General features: G+C 36.0%; 25 protein-coding genes, 1 pseudogene and 1 riboswitch. Of the genes and pseudogenes, 14 read left to right on the top strand and 12 right to left on the bottom strand.

Annotated features, from left to right (window positions below; genetic code table 11):
* Window positions 1-82: 82 nt before the first annotated feature.
* Complete coding sequence (gene parC, locus AC1DCY_RS04470; protein ID WP_477347820.1) at window positions 83-2515, bottom strand: DNA topoisomerase IV subunit A; 2433 nt, start codon at window positions 2513-2515, stop codon at window positions 83-85.
* On the bottom strand, window positions 2512-4488 hold the full coding sequence (parE, locus tag AC1DCY_RS04465; protein ID WP_477347818.1) for a DNA topoisomerase IV subunit B: 1977 nt from the start codon (window positions 4486-4488) through the stop codon (window positions 2512-2514). The genes parC and parE overlap by 4 nt, the downstream gene beginning before the upstream one ends.
* A gap of 692 nt (window positions 4489-5180) precedes the next feature.
* Between parE and plsY the strand changes: the two genes are divergently transcribed.
* The 9 genes and pseudogenes from plsY (at window position 5181) to AC1DCY_RS04420 (ending at window position 13745) form a co-directional block, all read left to right on the top strand.
* Window positions 5181-5783: a glycerol-3-phosphate 1-O-acyltransferase PlsY gene (plsY, locus tag AC1DCY_RS04460; protein WP_477347816.1), complete on the top strand. Its 603-nt coding sequence runs from the start codon at window positions 5181-5183 to the stop codon at window positions 5781-5783.
* Between the two features lie 19 nt (window positions 5784-5802).
* Window positions 5803-6093, top strand: a complete 291-nt coding sequence (locus AC1DCY_RS04455) for a HesB/YadR/YfhF family protein (protein ID WP_477347814.1) — start codon at window positions 5803-5805, stop codon at window positions 6091-6093.
* Window positions 6094-6305: 212 nt separating this feature from the next.
* Window positions 6306-6479, top strand: a complete 174-nt coding sequence (locus tag AC1DCY_RS04450; protein ID WP_477347812.1) for a hypothetical protein — start codon at window positions 6306-6308, stop codon at window positions 6477-6479.
* A gap of 91 nt (window positions 6480-6570) precedes the next feature.
* Window positions 6571-8118 carry a spore germination protein gene (locus AC1DCY_RS04445; protein ID WP_477347810.1) on the top strand — a complete coding sequence of 516 codons (1548 nt, stop codon included), beginning with the start codon at window positions 6571-6573 and terminating at the stop codon, window positions 8116-8118.
* 14 nt (window positions 8119-8132) lie between these two features.
* On the top strand, window positions 8133-9332 hold the full coding sequence (locus tag AC1DCY_RS04440) for a Ger(x)C family spore germination protein (RefSeq protein WP_477347808.1): 1200 nt from the start codon (window positions 8133-8135) through the stop codon (window positions 9330-9332).
* 3 nt (window positions 9333-9335) lie between these two features.
* Window positions 9336-9569 (top strand): hypothetical protein, encoded by a 234-nt coding sequence (locus AC1DCY_RS04435; RefSeq protein WP_477347806.1) that lies wholly within the window; start codon window positions 9336-9338, stop codon window positions 9567-9569.
* Window positions 9570-9607: 38 nt separating this feature from the next.
* The gene (locus tag AC1DCY_RS04430) at window positions 9608-11392 is read left to right on the top strand and encodes a GerAB/ArcD/ProY family transporter (protein WP_477347804.1); all 1785 of its coding nucleotides are present in this window, start codon (window positions 9608-9610) and stop codon (window positions 11390-11392) included.
* 15 nt (window positions 11393-11407) lie between these two features.
* Window positions 11408-11551, top strand: a pseudogene (locus AC1DCY_RS04425) (spore germination protein); the annotation flags it as partial.
* 193 nt (window positions 11552-11744) lie between these two features.
* The gene (locus AC1DCY_RS04420) at window positions 11745-13745 is read left to right on the top strand and encodes a GerAB/ArcD/ProY family transporter (protein ID WP_477347802.1); all 2001 of its coding nucleotides are present in this window, start codon (window positions 11745-11747) and stop codon (window positions 13743-13745) included.
* Between the two features lie 77 nt (window positions 13746-13822).
* Here AC1DCY_RS04420 and metA read toward each other — a convergent pair whose 3' ends face one another.
* From metA to AC1DCY_RS04405, 3 genes are all read right to left on the bottom strand, one after another.
* A complete protein-coding gene (gene metA, locus AC1DCY_RS04415) occupies window positions 13823-14758 on the bottom strand; it encodes a homoserine O-acetyltransferase MetA (RefSeq protein WP_477347800.1) in 936 nt (311 codons plus the stop codon).
* 143 nt (window positions 14759-14901) lie between these two features.
* Window positions 14902-15012, bottom strand: a riboswitch (SAM riboswitch).
* Between the two features lie 230 nt (window positions 15013-15242).
* Window positions 15243-15806 (bottom strand): hypothetical protein, encoded by a 564-nt coding sequence (locus AC1DCY_RS04410; RefSeq protein WP_477347798.1) that lies wholly within the window; start codon window positions 15804-15806, stop codon window positions 15243-15245.
* Window positions 15807-15956: 150 nt separating this feature from the next.
* A complete protein-coding gene (locus AC1DCY_RS04405; protein WP_477347796.1) occupies window positions 15957-16136 on the bottom strand; it encodes a hypothetical protein in 180 nt (59 codons plus the stop codon).
* A gap of 302 nt (window positions 16137-16438) precedes the next feature.
* On the opposite strand from AC1DCY_RS04405, the gene AC1DCY_RS04400 reads away from it, so the two are divergent.
* Entirely contained in the window at window positions 16439-16558 is a 120-nt protein-coding gene (locus tag AC1DCY_RS04400; RefSeq protein WP_400910943.1) for a YjcZ family sporulation protein, read from the top strand.
* A gap of 203 nt (window positions 16559-16761) precedes the next feature.
* Here AC1DCY_RS04400 and AC1DCY_RS04395 read toward each other — a convergent pair whose 3' ends face one another.
* The 4 genes from AC1DCY_RS04395 to AC1DCY_RS04380 all read right to left on the bottom strand — a co-directional run bounded on the left by AC1DCY_RS04395 (window position 16762) and on the right by AC1DCY_RS04380 (window position 18277).
* Window positions 16762-16920 (bottom strand): hypothetical protein, encoded by a 159-nt coding sequence (locus tag AC1DCY_RS04395; protein ID WP_477347793.1) that lies wholly within the window; start codon window positions 16918-16920, stop codon window positions 16762-16764.
* 66 nt (window positions 16921-16986) lie between these two features.
* Window positions 16987-17190 carry a hypothetical protein gene (locus tag AC1DCY_RS04390; protein WP_477347791.1) on the bottom strand — a complete coding sequence of 68 codons (204 nt, stop codon included), beginning with the start codon at window positions 17188-17190 and terminating at the stop codon, window positions 16987-16989.
* Window positions 17187-17351, bottom strand: a complete 165-nt coding sequence (locus AC1DCY_RS04385) for a hypothetical protein (RefSeq protein ID WP_477347789.1) — start codon at window positions 17349-17351, stop codon at window positions 17187-17189. Before AC1DCY_RS04385 ends, AC1DCY_RS04390 begins: the two co-directional genes overlap by 4 nt.
* A gap of 14 nt (window positions 17352-17365) precedes the next feature.
* On the bottom strand, window positions 17366-18277 hold the full coding sequence (locus AC1DCY_RS04380; protein WP_477347787.1) for a tyrosine-type recombinase/integrase: 912 nt from the start codon (window positions 18275-18277) through the stop codon (window positions 17366-17368).
* A gap of 352 nt (window positions 18278-18629) precedes the next feature.
* Between AC1DCY_RS04380 and AC1DCY_RS04375 the strand changes: the two genes are divergently transcribed.
* Window positions 18630-19001, top strand: a complete 372-nt coding sequence (locus AC1DCY_RS04375) for a nucleotide excision repair endonuclease (RefSeq protein ID WP_053485542.1) — start codon at window positions 18630-18632, stop codon at window positions 18999-19001.
* A gap of 72 nt (window positions 19002-19073) precedes the next feature.
* Here AC1DCY_RS04375 and AC1DCY_RS04370 read toward each other — a convergent pair whose 3' ends face one another.
* The gene (locus AC1DCY_RS04370) at window positions 19074-19856 is read right to left on the bottom strand and encodes a TrmB family transcriptional regulator (RefSeq protein WP_477347785.1); all 783 of its coding nucleotides are present in this window, start codon (window positions 19854-19856) and stop codon (window positions 19074-19076) included.
* A gap of 125 nt (window positions 19857-19981) precedes the next feature.
* Between AC1DCY_RS04370 and AC1DCY_RS04365 the strand changes: the two genes are divergently transcribed.
* From AC1DCY_RS04365 to AC1DCY_RS04355, 3 genes are all read left to right on the top strand, one after another.
* Window positions 19982-20764 (top strand): TSUP family transporter, encoded by a 783-nt coding sequence (locus AC1DCY_RS04365; RefSeq protein WP_477347784.1) that lies wholly within the window; start codon window positions 19982-19984, stop codon window positions 20762-20764.
* Window positions 20765-20856: 92 nt separating this feature from the next.
* Window positions 20857-21195, top strand: coding sequence for a hypothetical protein (locus tag AC1DCY_RS04360; RefSeq protein WP_477347782.1), 339 nt, complete (start codon window positions 20857-20859; stop codon window positions 21193-21195).
* Window positions 21107-21577: a hypothetical protein gene (locus AC1DCY_RS04355; protein ID WP_477347780.1), complete on the top strand. Its 471-nt coding sequence runs from the start codon at window positions 21107-21109 to the stop codon at window positions 21575-21577. Before AC1DCY_RS04360 ends, AC1DCY_RS04355 begins: the two co-directional genes overlap by 89 nt.
* Here the strand turns inward: AC1DCY_RS04355 and panF are convergent.
* Together panF and AC1DCY_RS04345 are read right to left on the bottom strand one after the other, a co-directional pair.
* Window positions 21536-22981 carry a sodium/pantothenate symporter gene (gene panF / locus AC1DCY_RS04350; protein WP_477347778.1) on the bottom strand — a complete coding sequence of 482 codons (1446 nt, stop codon included), beginning with the start codon at window positions 22979-22981 and terminating at the stop codon, window positions 21536-21538. The two genes, AC1DCY_RS04355 and panF, sit on opposite strands and share 42 nt — an antisense overlap.
* Entirely contained in the window at window positions 22981-23244 is a 264-nt protein-coding gene (locus AC1DCY_RS04345) for a YhdT family protein (protein ID WP_477347776.1), read from the bottom strand. The genes panF and AC1DCY_RS04345 overlap by 1 nt, the downstream gene beginning before the upstream one ends.
* Between the last annotated feature and the right edge of the window lie 310 nt (window positions 23245-23554).

Raw genomic sequence — 23554 nt, 5'->3', positions numbered from 1 at the left:
ATATAGTAGACAAAGCACCAAGCTCATTGGTTTCAATTAACTCAAAAAAGCCCAGCTCTCAAAGGAGCATGGGCTAGTAATGTTATTTCTCTTCTTTTTTGACCGCGAAGACATGTGAAATCGCACCGTCTGTAGCTATATCCACTTTAAAGGAGCCATTTGAATGGCGATCTGCTCGAGTTAATGCTTGTACAGCAAGGATTTCTTGCACACCTTTTTCCGTTTCAATCAGTAGCTGTTCTTCATCGGTTACCTTGACTACAGCCACGATACGATGTGGGTTCGCCTTTAATTCTGTTAACACTTTTAAGCCGCGTTTTGCACGACTCGTCATCTCTACTTCGGCAACATTCATTTTCTTCACAGCACCGCGATGTGTCACAATCGCAACATATGCCGTGCCATTTGGCGGTAAAACATTGATGCCGACTAATGCTTCTCCGTCTTTCAGCGTAATCCCTTTAACGCCGCCTGTTTTAACACCCGTTACTGGCAATTCCTCCATTGGGAAACGAATAGCATAGGCAGTATCAGTCGTTAACATTAGTTCTGCCTCGTCCGTCACAATGCCTGCAAAAATCATTTCATCGCCTGACTTAACATTCATCGTTTTGATAGGCTTCGAATAGCGTGTAACTGCATAATCTGCTACAGGTGAGCGTTTAATTTGTCCATCTTTTGTAGCCGTTAAAATATACGTATTGCCCTGTTCGAATGTCTCAAAACCGTATACAGCAATAATAGATTCATCTTCCCCAGTCGGCACAATACTTGAAATATGCTGACCAAGATCCTTCCAACGAATATCAGGTAGTTCATGGACAGGCTGATAAATATAATTGCCTCGATTTGTGAACAACAGTAGATGATGCTGTGTATTTAAATTTGCTTCATATAATAAATAGTCGGAATCCTTCATCGCAAAATCCTGACCATTCGAAGCTGCATGCGAACGTGTAGATGTACGCTTAATATAGCCATCCTTTGTGACAGTCACTACGACCTCTTCACTTGGGACAAGGACATCTAACGTAATTTTGATTTCTTCGATTTCTTGTTCGATTTTTGAACGACGTGGCTCTGCAAAGCGCTTTTTAATGTCAAGTAGTTCCTGTTTAATAACGCGTACAAGTTTTGCTTCACTATTAAGAATACCTTCAAGCTTAGCAATCAATTTATTTAACTCTTCCTGTTCAGCACGTAATTCCGTAATATCCGTATTTGTTAAACGGTATAATTGCAAGCTAACGATTGCCTCTGATTGCACTTCTGTAAAGTCAAACTTCACCTGTAAATTCGTTTTCGCATCTCGTTTATCATTAGAAGAACGAATCGTTGCAATAACTTCATCTAAAATGGACAGCGCCTTGATCAAGCCATCAACAATATGCGAACGATCTTTAGCTTTTTGCAAATCATAAATGGAGCGGTTCGTCACGACTTCCTTTTGATGAGCAATATAAGCATCCAGTAACAATGGTAATGTCATCATTGTCGGACGACGATTATGGATAGCAATCATATTAAAATTATAGGCTACTTGTAAATCAGTTGTTTTGAACAAGTAGTTTAATATTCCTTGTCCTGGAACCTCTTTTTTCAGTTCAATGACAACACGTAGGCCAGTACGATCCGATTCATCACGAATTTCCGCAATTCCTTCAAGTCGTTTATCTACACGTTGCTCATCAATTTTCTTCACAAGATTTGCTTTATTGACATCATACGGTAATTCCGTAATAACAATTTGCTCTTTGCCACCTTTAATTGGCTCAACGACTGCTTGCGCACGCACAATGATTTTACCGCGTCCTGTTTCGTACGCTTTTTTAATGCCATCGACACCTTGAATGATCCCACCTGTTGGGAAATCAGGCCCTTTAATAACGGTCATTAATTCATCAACAGTGGTATTTGGGTTATCTAAGCGCATTAGAACACCGTCTAGCACCTCATCAAGTGCATGAGGAGGGATGTCCGTAGCATAGCCGGCCGAAATACCCGTTGAGCCGTTGACTAGTAAGTTCGGGAAACGAGCTGGTAAAACAGTTGGCTCCATATCCTGATCATCAAAGTTAGGTACAAATTCAACAGTTTTCTTGCCAATATCGCGAAGCATTTCCGCTGCAATAGCAGAAAGTCTTGCCTCGGTATAACGCATCGCTGCCGGTGGGTCACCATCAACGGAACCGTTATTCCCATGCATTTCGATAAGCATATGACGCGCCTTCCAATCCTGACTCATGCGCACCATTGCTTCATATACTGAGCTATCACCGTGTGGGTGATAGTTACCTATAACATTACCGACAGTTTTTGCTGATTTACGGAATGGTTTCTCGTTCGTATTGCCCTCTGTAAACATTGCATACAAAATACGGCGTTGCACAGGCTTAAGACCGTCACGTGCATCAGGCAACGCGCGGTCTTGAATAATATATTTACTATAGCGACCAAAACGGTCACCCATAACTTCTTCTAAAGGTAAATCTTGAAATTTTTCCGTACTACTCATGCTTGGTCCTCCTCTTGTTGGATGAATTCATTGTCTAAAATATTTGAATCATCCTCCATACCGAAGTCTACATTAGCTTCGATCCATTTACGGCGTGGCTCTACTTTATCGCCCATTAATGTTGTCACACGTCTTTCAGCACGTGCACCATCCTCAATTGTTACACGAATTAATGTACGCGTTTCAGGGTTCATTGTCGTATCCCACAGCTGGTCAGCATTCATCTCACCAAGCCCTTTATAACGCTGTAATATGTAACCCTTTCCAACTTTTTTAATGGCCGCTTGTAAATCATTTTCGGTCCAAGCATATTCAATCACTTCTTTTTTACCAGTACCTCTTGATATTTTATAAAGTGGTGGTAATGCGATAAATACCTTTCCAGCTTCAATCAATGGTCGCATATAACGATAGAAGAACGTTAACAGTAGCACTTGAATATGCGCTCCGTCAGTATCAGCATCGGTCATAATAACGACTTTATCATAGGATGCATCCTCGACAGAGAAATCTGTTCCAACGCCAGCACCAATGGCATGGATAATCGTTGAAATCTCCTCATTTTTCATAATATCCTGCAGCTTTGCTTTTTCTGTATTAATAACTTTACCACGCAATGGTAAAATCGCTTGGAACGTACGATCTCGCCCTTGTTTTGCAGAGCCACCTGCAGAGTCACCTTCGACTAAATACAGCTCGTTTTTCGCCGCATTTCGAGATTGTGCAGGAGTTAATTTTCCAGAAAGAATGGTACTGGCTTTTTTGCTCTTCTTGCCATTTCGTGCATCTTCACGTGCTTTACGAGCCGCTTCACGTACTTGTTGCGCACGAATAGCTTTACGTACAAGAGATGCAGACAATTCAGCATTTTCTTCAAGCACATATAAAATTTGCTCCGAGACAACACTATCTACTGCCGATCGTGCCTCACTCGTCCCGAGCTTACCCTTCGTTTGACCCTCGAATTGCAGTAAATGTTCTGGTATACGGACAGAAACAATCGCCGCTAAGCCCTCTCGAATGTCTGTCCCTTCAAGATTTTTATCTTTATCTTTTAACAGACCAATTTTTCGCGCATATTCATTAAAAACACGTGTTAAAGCTGCCTTGGCACCTGTTTCATGTGTCCCACCATCTCGTGTACGTACATTGTTAACAAATGAAAGGATTGTTTCTGAGTAACCATCATTGTATTGGAAGGCGAATTCTACTTCAATTTCGTCCTGAATCCCTTCCACATACTTAACGGGATGAAGTACATCTTTCTCCTCATTCAAATACGCAACGAAAGCTTCAATGCCGTTCTCATAAAAGAAAACATCACCTTTGCCTTCCTCGCGTTCATCGATTAACTCAATTTTTAAGCCTTTTAATAAAAATGCTGACTCACGTAAACGTTCTGCAAGCGTATCATAATTGTATTTTGTTACAGAGAAAATCGAATCGTCCGGTAAAAAATGGACAAGTGTTCCTGTCTGTTTTGTTTGTCCAATTTCTTCTAATGTCGTCACAGGATGGCCACCGTTTTCAAAACGTTGACGATACTTTTTACCGTCGCGGTGAATCGTTACTTCTAAAAAAGTGGATAAAGCATTAACAACAGAAGAACCTACACCATGTAAACCACCACTTGTTTTATAGCCACCCTGTCCGAATTTACCACCAGCATGTAAAACAGTGAAGATAATCTCGGGAGTTGGTTTCCCCATCTTATGCATACCTGTTGGCATTCCACGGCCGAAGTCTCGAACGCTGATACTTTGATCTTTATGAATATTGACAATGATATGAGAACCAAAGCCAGCCAGTGCTTCATCCACCGCATTATCGACGATTTCATATACAAGGTGATGAAGTCCACGGCCATCTGTAGAACCGATATACATGCCGGGTCGTTTTCGTACCGCTTCTAATCCTTCTAATACTTGAATGGCGTCATCATTATAGACGCTTGGTGACTGTTTATTCGCCAAAAAATTCCCCTCCAAAAAACAAACGCATGTTCTATTTATATTCTCTACCTAATAATAATAGCATTTCCTGTCAATAGCTAGTGACAGGCCCAATAAATTTTTAAAATTTCTTCACAGCTTTATCGTTTTGAGCTTTTTACCGAGAGAAAAAGTTGCAATAGTTGTTTCAATATGTATCACTAACTACCCTATTCCCTTGACGCAGGATAATAAACATTAGTTGCATAAATAAAACAACATATGACTAACTTCTGGTCATTACTCTTTTTCAAAACGATACGAATCGCTGAAGGCTTTAACTTTCATTCAAAAGCATTTGAATATTTTCTGAAAAATATACAGGTACAGTAATAGATGGGTTTCTTCTGTCTAAAGAAGATTCATACTAGCTTACTCTAGAAATTAAAGATAGACTTCTATTCTACCAAAGGAATGGGTGATTGACAAAATTGCCATTTGACCTATATTTTTAGAAAGGGCTTTCATGCTGACTATATGAATCATGTCTAAAAGACTAACATACATTCAAATACATCTAAAAATCCTTGAAAAATAGTTATCTTTTGTAATGAATTCAAGATACACTAAGAAATCTCCTTCATGACATTGTAGAATATAGAGAAAAAGTGTAGAATAATTGTTACATATTATTAGTACCAAGTGATAATCAATTGAATGAAAGGAGTCCAAATATGCTAAATGGACTTATTATTTTATGTGCTTATCTAATCGGCTCGATCCCTTCTGGGTTATGGGTAGGCAAAATTTTTTATAAAACTGATATACGTCAACACGGAAGTGGTAATCTAGGTGCGACAAATACTTTTCGTATTTTAGGAAAAAAAGCAGGAATAGTCGTAACGATTATGGATGTCTTAAAAGGTACAGCAGCCGTTTTACTCGGAGCTCTTCCTATATTCTCTGATGTCTCTATCCACTCGCTAATACTTGGACTAGTAGCCGTTATCGGTCATATGTTCCCGATCTTTGCGGGTTTCCGTGGAGGGAAAGCGGTAGCAACATCAGCAGGAGTTCTCTTAGGATATTCATGGCCACTATTTGTCTTACTATTTATTGCATTTATTGTAACATTAAAATTAACAAAGATTGTAAGTTTAACTTCCATGATTGCCGCTTTAGTAGCACTTATTTATTCAATCGTTTATTATTTTGTTACAGGCGACTTTGCGTTAGGCTTTTTAGTAGCTTGTTTATTTACCTTTATCATTTATCGTCACCGAGCAAATATTGCACGCATTAAAAATGGTACCGAACCAAAGGTGAAATGGCTGTAACAAAGAGAGGAGCATTCTAATGAATATCGTACTAACAGATGAAGCCCTACATTGGTTTAAAAATGAGATGGAAGTTGAATCCGGAGACACTATTCGTTTTTATGCAAGATATGGTGGTTCCAGTCCTTTTCACGAAGGCTTTTCTCTTGGTATGACACGTGAGGAACCAATCAACATTGGAGTAAAAACAATTATTGACGATGTTACCTACTATATAGATGAAAAAGATTTATGGTTTTTCAATGATCACACTTTATTTGTTGATGTGGATGCTACAAATGACGAATTAAAATATGAGTATAGAAAATAAAGCAGTGTTTCCTTTCGTTTATACGAAGGGAACACTGCTTTTTTTATCAATTATGCCTCGGCATAATTGTGTCCAGAATCGGCTTTGTGCTTAGGCCTGCTGGATGCAGGTCAGTTAGCCGTTATCGCATGGATGCGATGGTTTTTAGGCTAACATCCCCTAAGAACTCCTTTCCGATTCCGTGACATCCGCCGGAGGCTTTAGGCCAACAAATGTTTTCTGTGCGACAGCGTAGTGTTAACGCAGCGGCAGCAACGTGTTTTGACTGTGCGAAAGCGAAGCGACAGCAACAACATGATGTTGGTCACTCAGTCGTTGCCACAGGACGCGGCGCTCTTAGACTGAGTTCCTCTATTTCGGCGGATGTTTGGAAACCCATCCTCTGAAAGAAGTTATATGAATTCAATTCCATGCTTGGTTTATCTTCTCTCGAAATTGTACATTCTATAGTTATGTATATCTTGAGGAGGAATGAAAATGTCTATTTCTAAAATTACTGATACCTCCCACAACAATGACCAATTGTATAGTTCTCTTTCACAAAATTTAAAAATGATTAAAAATACACTTGGGAATAGTAATGACCTTGTCATACGAGAAATTACCATTGGAAAAGCTGAACAATTTACGTTAGCGATCATCTATGTAGATGGCTTATCCGATAAATTAAGCATTTCTAATGCTGTAATTGATAAACTAATGCTTGATATTGAGGATAATCATGATGCAGAAATAGAAAAGATTATTCGATATTTAAGAGATTCTTGTTTAACAGTCGGCGATGTTAATGATATTTTTCATTTTTCAGCACTGTACAATTCGATTTTGAATGGTAATACGGTCATTTTATTAGATGAATCTTCAACTGGTATCGTAACAAGTACTCAAGGTGCAAAAGATAGAGCCGTTATGGAGCCATCAACAGAGTCGGTCATTAGAGGTCCAAGGGAATCCTTTACGGAAACATTACGTACGAACACTGCTCTGGTTCGTAGAAAAATAAAAAGTCCGAATCTCTGGATCAAGTCCCGTATTGTCGGTGAAGTAACAAAAACGGATGTTGCTGTTATGTATTTAAATGGCATTGCGAATGACAAAATAGTAGCAGAGGTTCTTGCTCGTTTAGATCGTATTAATATTGATGGTATTTTAGAAAGCGGCTACATCGAAGATTTTATTCAAGATTCGAAATACTCGATATTCCCTACGATTTATAATTCTGAACGACCTGATGTTATTGCTGGTGAAATATTAGACGGAAAAATTGCAATTCTAGTGGACGGTTCACCTTTTGTCCTAATTGTACCAGCTTTATTTACAGCCTTTTTACAATCTGCTGAAGATTATTATCAGCATTGGATGATTAGTTCTCTTGTACGCCTTTTGAGATTTTTTGGAATTAGCTTAGCCTTGGTGGCACCATCGCTTTATGTAGCTATCACCACCTTCCATCAAGAAATGCTACCAACTCCTATGCTAATAAGTGTTGCATCTCAACGAGAAGGAGTCCCCTTCCCTGCCATAGTCGAGGCACTCATTATGGAGGTTGCATTCGAGGTGTTAAGAGAAGCAGGTCTTCGAATGCCAAGAACCATTGGGCCAGCCGTATCCATTGTTGGAACATTAGTAATCGGTCAAGCTGCCGTAGAAGCTGGAATTGTATCAGCCGTAATGGTTATTATTGTGGCATTAACAGCCATTTGTAGCTTCCTGTTCCCTGCTTACGGCTTATCTAATACAGTTCGTGCTCTTCGTTTCCCATTAATGATTTTATCTTCAATACTTGGATTGTTTGGTTTAATGTTTGGCCTTATGATTATCGTCCTACACTTATGCAGTATACGAACGTTCGGTGTTCCCTATTTAAGTCCATTCGGCCCATTAATTCTACAAGATCAAAAAGACGCACTAGTGTTGTTCCCTCGTAGAGCTTTATTGACCCGACCACGGTTAATTAGTCAAAAAAATACTGTCAGGGGTCATAAATATTTTAATACGAAAAAAAGGAATCAATCGAATGTGTAAACGAGGAATGAACGATGTCAAAATTTAAGGCAATTTGTTTACTAATGATTCTTACGTTGCTTTTAAGTGGTTGCTGGAGTAAGCGTGAGCTCAATGAATTAGCAATTGTCGCAGCATTAGGTATAGATAAAGTTGATAATGAATTTAAAATAACTGTTCAAGTTGTGGTTCCTGGTGAAATTTCTTCAAAACAGCCTTCTTCTGGGCGATCACCCATTATTACCTATCATTCAACAGGTGCGACGGTCTTTGAGGCCATTAGAAAAATGACAACAGTAACAGCTAGAAAACTTTATTTTTCTCACCTTCAAATAGTTGTGCTTGGCGACGAATTGGCAAAAGAAGGAATTAACGAAACGTTAGATTTGATTTCAAGAGATCATGAATTCAGAAATGATTTCGAAGTCATCGTTGCCAATGACGCGACTGCCGATGAAGTATTAAATGTGTTAACACCTATCGAAAAAGTACCAGCTAATAAATTACTAAATTCTCTTAAAACGTCGGAGAAAACGTGGGGTACAACCGAATCCATTAAAATTGATGAATTAATCAATACTATAAATAATAAAACAACAAGCGTAGTCATTTCTGCCATTGAAATACTTGGGAATAAAAATGTTGGCATGGAACAAACAAATGTTAAAAAATCGAAATCTCCTGTGCTATTGAAGTATACGGGCTTAGCAGTTTTTAAAAAAGGTAAACTCATTGGTCTTTTAACGGAAGATGAGAGTAGAAGCCTAAGTTTTTTAAGGGACAAAATACAAAGTACAGTTGAAATTATTGCTTGCCCTAAGGGAGATACGTTAGCAGTAGAGATTACGCACTCAAAGACGAAAATAAAAGGTAAATTTGAAAATGGAGCTCCCAAAATCGATGTTCTTATAGATGTTGACCAAAATGTTGGAGAAGTTCTATGTAAAATAGACCTTACGAAAGAAAAATCGATTCACTTCATAAATAAAAAAACAGAAGAACTTATAAAAAAACGAATCGAAGAAACTATCCGTTCAGTTCAGCAAAATTACAGGGTCGATATTTTTGGTTTTGGTGAAGAACTTCATCGTACAAATCCTAAAGAGTGGAAAAAAATTAAAAAAGACTGGCTAACGATATTTCAAGAGCTACCAGTGAAAGTTGAAGTACATGTCAACACACAAGGAGTAGGAACGATGGAAAACTCATTAGTGAGTAAGACGAAGGGAGAATAAGCCATGATTATGACGATATTCATACTAATGATTTCTGCTGTTATTGCCTTTGCCTTCATTCCAACATTAAAAAAAAATAAAGAAACGAAAACGATTGTTATTTTTTCGATTTTTTTATTAATCGGCGCTGCATTAAATATTGGGGTCTCATTAAAGATCAAAATTCCAAGCCCACTCGATTTGATTACCTTTATTTTTTCACCTATTAAAGATTTAATCGTCTCCCTGACAAAATAATAAGGAACTTTATGTTAAGAGAAAGGGGTAGTGTTCATATGGAAAAAGAAATAATTAGTTCAAGACAATTTATGATCATTACCCTTCTCTTTTCAATTGGGACAGCCATTTTAATTCTCCCTGCTAGTGTAACAACCGAAGCAAAGCAAGATGCATGGATTGCAGCGATCATTGGTGTCGTTTTAAGTTTACTCATAATAAAGCTTTTCGTTACAGTAGGAAAACGAACACCTACCCTTACATTTGTAGAGGCTAATGAAAAGATACTAGGTCGTTTTTTCGGAAAATTTACTTCGATTGGCTTTATTCTTATTGCCCTTCTTTCTGCAGGTGAATTATTATATTTCATTGGAATTTTCATGAAAACGGAAATTATGCCCGAAACACCTACGACGGCCTTTGCATTTCTGTTCAGTATTATCATTATTTATGCTGCATTTCTCGGAATTGAAGTTTTTGCCCGTTCTGCAGAAATACTATTTCCTATATTTATTTTAATTTTTATTTTCTTTGTAATTTGTATTTCACCATCCATCAAGATTGAAAATTTACAGCCAATAATGGAAACGCCAAAAAAATCAATATTCTTTAGTATGATTCTATTTATAAGTCTTTTTTCATTCCCACTTGCTATGTTATTAACGATTTTCCCTTCCGCAGTTAACGTCCAAAAATCTGCACAAAAAGGTTTTTACATTGGTGCAATTATTGGAGGGATTGTCTTAGTTACTATCATTACACTGTGTATCCTTGTCCTAGGTCCGGCAAATACAGCTTCGAGGACATTTCCAAGCTATTCATTAGCTCAAAGAATTTCACTCGGGAATTTTTTGCAGCGTATTGAAGTTATTATGGCAACCATGTGGATTATATCAATTTTTATTAGAACTTTTATGTACTTTTACGCTGCGGTCATCGGCATCGCACAAATATGTAAAATTAACAATCATCGACCTCTCATTTTTCCACTCGGAATGATTATCCTTGGACTTTCACAAATTGTTCATCCTAATATCATTCATTCAGATATTTACAATAGAGAAATATGGCCTATATATTCCTTCGTTTTCATGGTTTTTTTACCATTAGTTTTATTAATTGTCGCGAAGATTCGTAAAATTAACGGTAATCAAGGAAATAATACTTGTAGTACACAGAATGAAAGTGGTAGTAATAACGGTAATTCTACTCAAAGTGCAGCTAGCAATAATTCTTCACAGAGTAATAGTAGTAGCAATGGCGGAAATGCTACACAAGGTGAAAATAAAAGTAATAACGGTAATTCTACTCAAAGTGATAGTAGCAGCACTGGCGGTAATTCTACTCAAAACGAAAGTAATTGTAATAACGGTAATTCTACTCAAAATGAAAGTAGCAGTAATAACGGTAATTCTACTCAAAGTGATAGTAGCAGTAATAACGGTAATTCTACTCAAAGTGATAGTAGCAGCACTGGCGGTAATTCTACTCAAAATGAAAGTAATTGTAATAACGCTAATTCTACTCAAAGTGATAGTAGCAGCACTGGCGGTAATTCTACTCAAAACGAAAGTAATTGTAATAACGGTAATTCTACTCAAAATGATAGTAGCAGTAATAACGGTAATTCTATTCAAAATGATAGTAGCAGCAATAACGGTAATTCTACTCAAAGTGATAGTAGCAGTAATAACGGTAATTCTACTCAAAGTGATAGTAGCAGTAATAGTGAAAATCCTTCACCTAGCAAAAGTGATAACGCTTCAAGCAATACTACACAGAATGATAGCGATACCGGCAATAATCCAAACAGTGATAAAAATAAAGATTCTCCAGAAAGTTAAACAGCATAGTGAGCTCCTATGCTGATAATTGTTGCATCTCATCGAGAAGGAGACCCCTTCCCTGTCATAGTCGAGGCACTCATCATGGATATAGCCTTTGAGGTGTTAAGAGAAGCAGGTCTTCGAATGCCACGAACCATTGGACCAGCCGCATCCATCAAACGAAGACGATTGTTATTTTTTAAATTTTTTTATTGATCAACGCTGCATTAAATATTGGGGTATCATTAAGGGTCAAAATTCCAAGCCCACTAGACTTGCTTACTTTTATTTTTTCACCAATTAAAGATTTCATTGTCTCCCTGACAAAATAATAAGGAACTTTATGTTAAGAGAAAGGGGTAGTGTTCATATGGAAAAAGAAATAATTAGTTCAAGACAATTTATGATCATTACCCTTCTCTCTTCAATTGGGACTGCTATTTTAATTAGCCCTGCTAGTGTAACAAGTGAAGCAAAACAAGATGCCTGGATTGCAGCGATCATTAGTGTCGTTTTAAGTTTACTCTTAATAAAGCTTTTCGTTACTGTAGGAAAACGGACACCTACCCTTACATTTGTAGAGGCTAATGAAAAGATATTAGGTCGCTTTTTTGGAAAAATAACTTCGATTGGCTTTATTATTCTATCCTTTCTTTCTGCCGGTGAATTATTATATTTCATTGGCATTTTCATGAAAACATCAGTTATGCCTGAAACACCTACGATGGCCTTTGCTTTTCTGTTCAGTATTATCATTATTTATGCAGCATTTCTAGGAATTGAAGTTTTTGCCCGTTCTGCAGAAATACTATTCCCAATGTTTATTATAATTTTTATTTTTTTTGTAGTTTGTATTTCACCATCCATCCATATGGAAAATCTACAGCCAATAATGGAAGCACCAGCAAAATCATTATTCTTTAGTATTATTCGATTAATGAGTATTTTTTCATTCCCACTTGTCATATTATTAATGATTTTTCCTTCTACTGTTAACGTCCATGAATCGGCACAAAAAGGTTTTTACATTGGCACAATTCTTGGAGGGATTGTCTTAATTGCTATCATCACACTGGCTATCCTTGTCCTAGGTCCGGCAAATACTGCTTCTAGGACATTTCCTAGCTATTCATTAGCCCAAAGAATTTCAATCGGGAATTTTTTGCAGCGTATTGAAGTTATTATGGCAGCCATGTGGATTATATCAATTTATATTAAAACTTTTATGTTTTTTTACGCTGGGGTCATCGGCATCGCACAAATATGTAAAATTAAAAATCATCGACCGCTCATTTTTCCATTCGGAATGATTATCCTTGGACTTTCACAAATTGTTCATCCTAATATCATTCATTCAGATATTTACAATAGAGAAACCTGGCCTATTTTTTCCTTTATTTTCGCAATCTTATTACCATTAGTTTTACTACTTGTCGCGAAAATCCGCAAAATTAACGGTAATCCAGGAAATAATACTTGTAGTACACAAAATGAAAGCGGTAGTAATAACGGAAATGCTACACAAGGTGCAGGTAGCAATAATAACGATAGTTCTACTCAGAGTGATAGTAGCAGTAATGGCGGAAATGCTTCTCAAAATGCAAGTAATAGTAATAACGATAATTCTACTCAAAGTGATAGTAATAGCAATGCCGGTAATACTTCTCAAAATGCAAGTACTAGTAATAACGATAGTTCTACTCAGAGTGATAGTAGCAGTAATGGCGGAAATGCTTCTCAAAATGCAAATAATAGTAATAACAATAATTGTTCTCAAAATGAAAGTAGCAGCAATTCCGGCAATACTTCTCAAAGTACAAGTAGTAGTTATAACGATAATTCTTCACAGAGTGAAAGTAGTAGCAATGCCGGTAATACTTCTCAAAATGTAAGTAATAGTAATAACGATAGTTTTACTCAAAATGAAAGTAGAGATAATACCGGAAATGCTTCTCAAAGTACAAGTAGTAGTAATAACGATAATTCTACTCAAAGTGACAGTAGTAGCAATGCCGGTAATACTTCTCAAAATGCAAGTAATAGTAATAACAATAATTGTACTCAAAATGAAAGTAGCAACAATGCCGGAAATACTTCTCAAAATGAAAGTAATAGTAATTACAATAACTCTACTCAAAATGAAAATAGCAACATTAATGATAACTCTACTCAAAATGAAAGTAACAACATTAACGATAACTCTACTCAAAATGAAAGTAACAACAATGCCGGAAATGCTTCTCAAAGTAAAAGTACTAGTAATAACGATAATTCTACTCAGAGTGATAATAACAGCAATACTACACAAAATGATAGCGATTCCGGCAATACTCCAAACATTGATAAAAATAAAAATTCATCAGAAAATTAACAGCATAATGGCTTAAAAAAAGATGACCCTGAAAAATCAAGGTCATCATTTTTCTTTATAAATGTTATTAAGCAGTTTTAAATATGATATTCAATTTGATCAACGAAATCCCATTCGTATGGTGTTTCTTGGTAAACATAGTAGTTCAACCAATTCGAGAATAATAAATGTGTATGGGCACGCCACGTATTTATCGGTTCATTTGCTGGATTATCATGTGGGAAGTAATTGACTGGTACCTCAATATCTAATCCTTTCGCAACATCACGACTATACTCATCAGCTAAAGTAGTCGCATCATATTCCAGATGGCCAGTAATCATAATGTTTTTATTATCCTTAGATTGCACTATGAAAACACCAGCATCTTCTGAAAAAGATAGTAATCGTAAATCAGGATGGTTAAGTACTTCATCAATTGATACGGATGTATAACGTGAATGTGGTGCTGTAAATGAATCGCTAAAGCCACGTACTAAATCCACTGTTAAATCCGTAATGACATGAGAATATACACCTGAGCATTTAGCTGGAAGCGCAACTTTACCGATACCGTAATGATGGTATAACGCTGCCTGAGCACCCCAACATATATGTAAAACAGATGTTACGTTTGCCTTGGACCAATCCATAATTTCTGAAATTTCCTGCCAGTAGTTTACGTCTTCAAATGCCATTTTCTCTACTGGTGCACCCGTAATAATCATGCCGTCATAGCGGCGATGACGAATTTGATTGAAGGTCGTGTAAAATAACTGTAAATGTGATTTACTAACATTTTTCGATTCATGCGTAGCTGTATTTAAAAAGGTAATATTTACTTGTAACGGTGTATTACCTAATAAACGTAGTAATTGCAGCTCCGTTTTTTCTTTTTCCGGCATTAAATTAAAAATTAATATATTTAACGGACGGATTTGTTGTGTTTTTGCTCTATCCTCTTCCATTACGAAGATTTTTTCCTCACGTAAATGTTCTCCAGCTGGTAAGTTTTTCGGAATATTAATTGGCATCTTGCATTCCCCTCTCTTTTGTTTCTCTCTGTTAAAATCAATCAATGCACGGGCCCTGTGTAAAGCTCAAATATCAAACGATAAAATTAAAAAATCCCCCTCATTCCATATGAGATAGAATGAGAAGGATTTTTCCACGTTCACTCTTATCTCTCAAAGGACAAATCCTTTGCTGGAATTAGCACCTTTCTAACTTTTGTTAGAGGTTGCTGAAGCGTCATCGGGCCAAATCCCTCAACTTCTCATGATAAGATTATTTAATTAAAAAGAATTGTAACATGAACAATTAAGAATATCAATAATACATAGAATATTTTGTTATTAATCATGCATGTCATTATGTTTGGGAGTAATACATTTACTTGTTAGTTTATTCCACTTCTTATAAAGTCTATGTAATTTTGATTATAACTCATACTTCTGAAAAAAAGAAGTGTATAGCATTTACAAATAAAAAAGCCACCTATCAAAAGAGAGTACCCTGTCATTCTTCAATTCCTTTTGCTCTAATGTCAATCATCTTTAATGCAATATCAGAAGCTAAAACTGTATTAGCCTTAATAATTTCTAAGTCATAATCATTAGGTTCATCTATATACTTTTTAAGTGCTTGAAACCTTATATCTTGGTATTTTTTCAGTTCCTCAAATAGGTATGCAATCTTTTTATCTCCTTCAGTAATAGTATTTAATTTGATACTATTCATACTTTCTTCAACTGATTCACCAGTTTCGAGTAACTCTTTCATTTGATAATCCTCTAATGGTAAATTGGAAGTGCCTAACAAATATTCAATCAAGTTTTCTTGATGCTCAACCAAGATGATATTGAAATCTTTCATAATTATATCAACTTCTGCACTTAAATCATTTTTAGGTTGTGGGTCAATAACCTCTTCTTCCATTTCTTTTTGTGCTACTTCAATTTTCTCATTAGGTTCAGTTTCTGATACATTATTAACATCACCCTTCACAGATTCATCCTTAACACATGCTGATAGAATCATTATAATTCCAATAATTAGAGATAACCATTTAATTTTCCTCACTTCACAACACTCCTATTTTCACTAGTTACAGTTATATATTACCAATGATATAATTGTAAGGGAATACCTATTTTTTATAGACGTGTGAAAATTGATTTATTTAAGAAGTAATATTACAAACAAAAAAGGCGTACCCAAAAGTACACCCTACTAATTATTCTTTTTAATATAATTAACGAACATGTCCACTATCATATCTTCTATATTCTTTCTATTCTCTTCTGCTTCCTTTAATTCTCCTTCTGTTACAGGCGTTTTGTAAACAATCTCCTTTACTGTTGGAATGATTTTAACTTTGCTATCTCCGAACTGCTTCATTTTCTTACTCATCAACACGCCTCATTTCTTAACCTAAAATTACCTATTTATGATATTTATGAGAGAACTAATTGAAGAATGACAACTAAGAATTGAATTAGGTTTATGGGCGTGTGAAAATTGATATGGTAGCGTACAAAATAATAAAAGCCACACCTATTGGATGTGACCTTTTGTTAGCATCTAACATTATGTTCTTGATAACGTATCCTATTTTTATTATTAAATCTTTTTCAAAGGAACGCCTAAGATAAATATCGCAATCCCTTTTGAAAACTATACATATTATAGATTATAGAAAGGAGGGATATTTTATGGGATACTGCGGAGAAATTCGCGAAGAGCGTCGCGAAAGAAACCCATTCGCTTTAATCGTTGTTCTATTCATTCTTCTGATTATTGTCGGCACTAGTTTTATGAATAGATGTTATTAATACCCAATACCGCCATTACCGCATATAATGCTCATAACTATTGTAAGGTAATACCAGTTTAACCTTACACCTCCAAATCATTATTAAGGGTCACTATCCTCCGGGTGATCCTTTTAAATTTTCCTCTTTCAATTTCATACTCAACCGCCTAAGGCATAATAAAAAGCCACACCTTGTTAGATGTGACCTTTATGTATTAATAATTATATGCGAATATATACCTTACCATCTAAATCTACAGACACTGATGCAATCTTTAACGATTTTCCATCTACAAATATATTCCTTGTTTGAATGATTAATTGAATTGTTTCATACGGTAATTTATATTCTTTACTATTATAGACTAATATATGTTCCATCTAGTCACCTCCCACATTCCAATAATAGTAATACATTACACTTAACTAATCATTAATATAATTCTGCTATATGTACCACTTATTCGTCTTCATTCCTTGTACGGATAATGCTCCTGCAATAACTAGATCATCGTGATTCTTATCTGTATTTCCTCGCTTATTATCTAACTTTCCATTATTCTCAATAAACATCTGCATCTGCTGTAACAGTTGCTTACATTCAATATTGATTAGATTCTTTTCGAACTGCTCCTTAAAATCGCTTATCATAATTGTACATCTGATTTTCTTAATGTCATTCGGCTTACATTAAATTGCCTACCATCGTGTAGCACCGAATTTTCCTCAAAGGTTACTGATTTAAATTCAGGATTGTATTTAGCCGCTATTTGACGCATACCATTGATTGTTTCTACGATTACTTTTTCCAATTCATTTACCTCCCTTAAAAATCAAAATTGTTTAAGGGATTGTGCTTATCGTTTTCCTGTTTCAATTCGCTTCCCCATAAATTTACGTAGCGCATAGTCGTAACAATATGTTCATGGCGCATTAGTTTTTGTATTGCAAACGCTGACGTACCACTCATTACTAATCTGTGACAAAACGTATGGCGAAACGTATGCGGACTAACCCTTATATTTTTAAAGTTCATTTTCATTTTCAACTCTCGAAAAACATAGTCGATGGTATTGATTGTAAATGGCATATTGCTATTCGTTACAAAGACATATTCATTTTCATCTTTAAAGGAATTATTCGAGAATGTTTTAAATGCTAATAACTCTTTTGTTAATTTATCCGTAAGAAATACCGTTTCATATTTACGATTTTTTCCATATACACTGAATGTCTGATTTTTAAAATCCACATCTATCCACTTCAACATAATCATTTCTTTTCTGCGAATGCCCGTTCCTAGCAATACCAAAATAATTAAATAGTTACGGTAACTGCTATATGATTGATGTCTCTTTTTTTGTACACGGTAGAAAGCTAACATTTGATTGATTTGATTGTCTGTAAAAGTATCAATTTTAATATCCACTTTTTGGACTTTAATCTTCTTTGCAATGTTTTCCTTTACGATGCCCTCATCAACTAAATAGTTAAAAAAGGCTTTAGCACGTAAAATTATCGTATTTATTGTGTTAGGCTTTTTATTTTGTTCTTGACACATTACAAGATAGCTTTTTAAGTGATTACGATTTACATCTTCTACATTGATTGCGCCCTCATCAATGCAATACTCAATAAACGGCTTAATCATGTATTTGTAACTATTGATATTTGCCTGAGTCGTATTGTTAAATCTTCTGTCTGCAATAAAATCATCATAAGCAAACTTTAACAGCATAAAAAAATACACCTCTCCTCATCTAAATTAATAGACAACAAGAAGTGTATTATTAAAAACAAATAAACTGTAAACTACTCAACATCTTATCACGCGCTTCAAACACTTGGTACGACTGGGTTTCTAAAACAAATCCCTCAACTTCTCATGATAAGATTATTTAATTAAAAAGAATTGTAACATGAACAATTAAGAATATCAATAATACATAGAATATTTTGTTATTAATCATGCATGTCATTATGTAATTTGATTAACACTAATCTTGAATGTTTACATTCATTATTTGATGGTAAACATGCTGTACTTATGTTAACATATACCTTTAGTAACAGAGAGGAACGTGAATACTTTGATTAAAATTGAATTTCCAAAACCAGATTTAGTAATTCGCCAACGCGAACAAGATTTAAAGCCAGGTGATGTACCAATCACACCGTACCATGGTTTTATTGATTTCCATAAAATCACACGTGAAAACGGTGGTATTTTCTTATTCTATAATGAAGAGAACGAACTATTATTTGTCGGTAAAGCACGTAAAATTCGTCAACGTATTAAAAAGCATTTTGAGGACAATGTGTCACCGATGAAAAATCATCGTGATGAAATTTTCAAAATTGAAGTGTATGAAGTGGAAGATCCAATGGAACGTGAAATTTACGAAACATACGCGATCAATTCATTCCGCGCTAAATACAATGTTGATAAAGTATTTTATTAATATTTAATGAAAAAAGAATCTGCTCGCCTTCAGTAATGTACATGACGGCTTGCAGATTCTTTTTCAATACTTTCATTCTAAGAAAAATGCTTTACGTTCTTTAGTAATCCATTCCTCAAGATCGGTATCATCGCGCTTTAACAGTCGGTTGACAAGTACGTCATGCCATATATAATCCTCTAATAAATAAATATGAACAGGATCATTTGAAATAAAAGCCGTTTCTTGATTTGACGGTGAGTGACCATAAATCATTTGCTTTCCATCTATCGATAAAATAAACCAATGAGGTGTAGATGCATTCCTCGTATAGCGAGTGATACGGTGTTGGTCAATGGAAGCTAAATGATCCTCAACATACAAAGTAATTCCATGAACAGGGATATGCTTCGCGACCTCCTGGATATCTTCTCGCAATTCTTCATACATATCTTCCCACATCGATAATAGTACTTTTTTCTGTGCCTTTTTTAATAATGACTGACAGTAATTGACGATTGCCTCTTTTCCTTTTAGCGTAACAACCTTATGCTCCGCTTCTTGCTCTTTTACCTCTAATTTTTCTAATTGATCACTAATCGATGTAAAATTCGATTGCCAGCGTTGCTGAATTTGTTGTAAAAACACAGCGACAGGAATGGACGAGTATGTCGTTTGATCTGCCGTTTCTTCTTTCAGTACTAACCCTTTTTCAACAAGTACATTAAGTATGTCATATATTCTTGCACGTGGGATACCGGAGTTTTTACTTACTTGATAGGCACTAACATGACTATTTTGTACGAGTGCAGTATAGGCCTTTGCTTCATATTCTGTGAATCCCAGTTCTTTTAATTGGGCGATTAATGCAACCATTCGATCCCTCCATTTCCTTTATTATAAATTAAGGCTATGAAGATAAGCCAACAAAAAAATTAGTCTTTACAGCTACACGAAATTTAGTTACTATTTCAGTAGTAACTATTTAAAGAGGTGTAAACATGCTATTTGAAATAGATTTAAATGTAGTCATATTATTAATATCTTTCGGATTTTTAGCCGCCTTTGTGGATTCGGTCGTTGGGGGCGGTGGCTTAATTTCGTTACCTGTCCTTATGTTTGCTGGTTTAAATCCAGCAGCAGCCGTTGCCACCAATAAACTTGCGGGTACAATGGGTTCATTAACATCAACCATTTCCTTTTATCGTTCCGGTCAGCTAGAAATTCGTTCGGTTATTAAATACTTTCCCCTTGCCTTTGTGGGATCACTTTTTGGTGCATGGACAGTTCATTTAATCAATCCTGAATTACTAAAACCACTTATGCTCATAATGCTTGCTGCTGTTGCAGTCTATACAATCTTTAAAAAAGACTGGGGTTCAGTAGCTTCGGTCAAAAATTTAAAGTTTACGCACTTAGTTTTATTCATGCTATTGTTATTTAGCATTGGTTTTTATGATGGATTTCTTGGTCCAGGAACTGGCTCATTTTTAATTTTCAGCTTTTTATTAGTCGGCTTCGATTTTCTAAAGGCAGCAGGAAATGCCAAATTTTTAAACTTAGCAAGTAATTTTGCCGGACTTTTAATGTTCGCCTACTTAGGTCAGATTCATTATGTCTATGGTTTACTAATGGGTATCGCTCAAATTGCCGGTGCAATGGTAGGCTCGCGTGTCGCGATTAAAAAAGGTAGCGGCTTTGTCCGCGTATTGTTCATTATCGTAACGATTACATTGCTAACAAAAAATGCTTATGATTACATAAAAAACGCCGTAGATATCTAGCTCTACGGCGTTTTAGTTTGTCGACAAACTTTGGCGTTCTATTCCTTTAATTCGGAGAGGCTATCTGTCGCTTCAGGGTACTTTCCGTCACTTTGGAGGCTCTATCCACGATTTTGTGGGTTCTATCCACGATTTTTGCGGTTCTATCCATCATTTTGAAGGTACTTTCCGTCACTTCAAGTTCTTTCCGTCGTTTCAGTGGTTATTTCCGTCACTTCGAAGGTTCTATCCACGACTTTGGACGTTCTATCCATCATTTCGAAGGTTCTATCCACGACTTTGGGCTTTCTATCCATCATTTCGAAGGTTCTATCCACGATTTTGGTGATTCTATCCATCATTTTGAAGGTACTATCCGTCACTTCAAGTTCTTTCCGTCGTTTCAGTGGGACTATCCGTCACTTCGGAGGTTCCATCCGTCGCTTCAGTGATTCTTTCCGTCACTCCGGAGGGTCTTTCCGTCACTTTGAACTTTCTATCCATCAATCCAGAGATTCTATCCACGATTTTGGTGATTCTATCCATCATTTTGAAGGTACTATCCGTCGTTTCAGTGATTCTTTCCGTCACTTCGAAGGTTTCATCCGTCGCTCCGGAGGTTCTATCCGTCACTTTGAACTTTCTATCCATCAATCCAGAGGTTCTATCCACGATTTCGAAGATTCTATCCACGATTTTGGACAGTCTATCCATCATTTCGAACATCCTATCCGACTCTTTTTGACTATAATAAAAAACGCCGTAGTTTTTCACTCTACGGCGTTTTCTAATTTAAATAAACAACTTTTCATTTTTAAATTTATGACTTGTTAATAAGCTAACAATAACAAAAATGAAAAAGGAAGCGACAATTGGAATTGTCACAGTATGCATGCCAAAGACAGAAGGATAAAAACGATCAATGATAATATATAAGGCCATACCCGAAATCATTGAGGAAATCGCACCATATTTGTTGGCTTTTTTCCAATATAGTCCTAATACGACAGTCCAAATAAAGACTGCTTCAAGTCCACCAAAAGCAAATAAATTAAGCCATACTAATAAATCTGGTGGGTTTAGTGCAAAAACGATTACTACTAAACCGATTACTGCTGTAACTATAAAGCTTGCACGCTTAATTTCCGTATCATTCGCTGTTGGTTTTATATAATTTAAGTAAATATCTTTCACTACTGTTGAGCTTACAAGCATCAATAGCGCATTAACTGTAGACATCGTTGCTGCCATCGGTGCTGCTAAGACAATGCCAGCTAAAAATGGCGGTAAAACCTTTAATGTCAGCAGCGGCATAACTTTATCACCAATTTCAATACCTGGTATCACTGGACGTGCTAAAACACCAATTAGATGCATCCCAAACATAATTGTCCCTATGGCAATAGTGCCAATGATAATGGCTAAATGCATACTTTTTGAATCTTTATAGCTCATAGCGCGAACTGCGATTTGTGGGAGTCCCACAACTCCAACACCAATTAAAATCCAAAAAGTAGATACGTATAATGGCGTTAACTCACCTTCTGCTCCAAATGGAGACACTAGATTCGGATTCTCAGCGACAAGTGAGGCCATAATATTATCGATTCCTCCACCAGCGATGATTGTCCCAATTAATAAAATAATGGTTCCGATAACCATTATTGAGCCTTGCACCGTATCCGTTAGTGCAACAGCGCGGAAGCCCCCAATAATAACATACACTAATACGGAAATCGCAAAAATAAAGAGTGCCGTTGTGTAGTTTAAGCCAGTTAATGATTCAATTAAGCGAGCACCACCGACCCATTGTGCCATCATTGCAGAAAATAAAAAGATGATAATACTAATGGCTGATAGGATAACAATCGCATGACTCTTATAGCGTTCTCGTAAAAAGTCTATTAACGTGATGGCTTGATAACGTCTTGCAATAATAGCAAATTTCTTCCCTAAAATCATTAAAACAAAATAACCTGCAGGCAGCTGAGCCATCGCCAGTAATACCCAGCCAAGCCCTTTCGTGTATGCAACGCCTGGACCACCAATAAAGCTACTTGCACTGCCGTACGTAGCGATCATTGTCATAGCAAGGATGAAGCCTCCCATTTCACGACCACCGAGGAAGTATTCCTGTAAAAATGAATTGGAAGAGCGTATATGCTTATTTGACCAGATACCAATACCAAAGATGATGACTAAAAATAATAACAGTGGAAAAATAACTTGCCAATGCATTATTGATCCACCTCCTCATCGTCAAATGGTACTTCTTTGAAAAAGAGTTTCATGACGACCCAGATTAAAATAATCATAAAGCCTGTCCCTGCAATACAGCTATAGAAAAACCATGCAGGGAAACCGAATACATACGTATAGTTTGCTGGATCACCAGAGCCTAATCCATAGGCAAAGCCAAACCAAATCGCAAAGTTAACGATCACAAGCCCGATACCGATAAGCGCCTCTCGATGCGCAATTTTAAAGCGTTGATCTTTCAAAATATAGTCCCCCTAACCTACTCTATTTTACTGATATGTTCGTATTATGGGAACCTTTGTGAAAAAATAAATATCTATTAGCACAACTATTTTTTTAAAATAACGATAAACAGAGATTTCCCCTTTATTTCGTGCCTTTATTCAATGGTATCTAATAGCTCTACATCTAAATTTTCTCTATCTCCCAGCTATGAAATATTTCTAGATGCCATTTATTTTTAAATCTTTGATTTTTATACGTTTCAATCCACATATGTAGATTTTATAGGCATCTATTATTTTACAATTGGGCCTTTATGTCTTAAAACCG

This window comes from Lysinibacillus sp. 10T31 (assembly GCF_056394365.1).
Note: the sequence above shows the minus strand (reverse complement) of the source record. Positions and strands in the feature narration are given on the sequence as shown.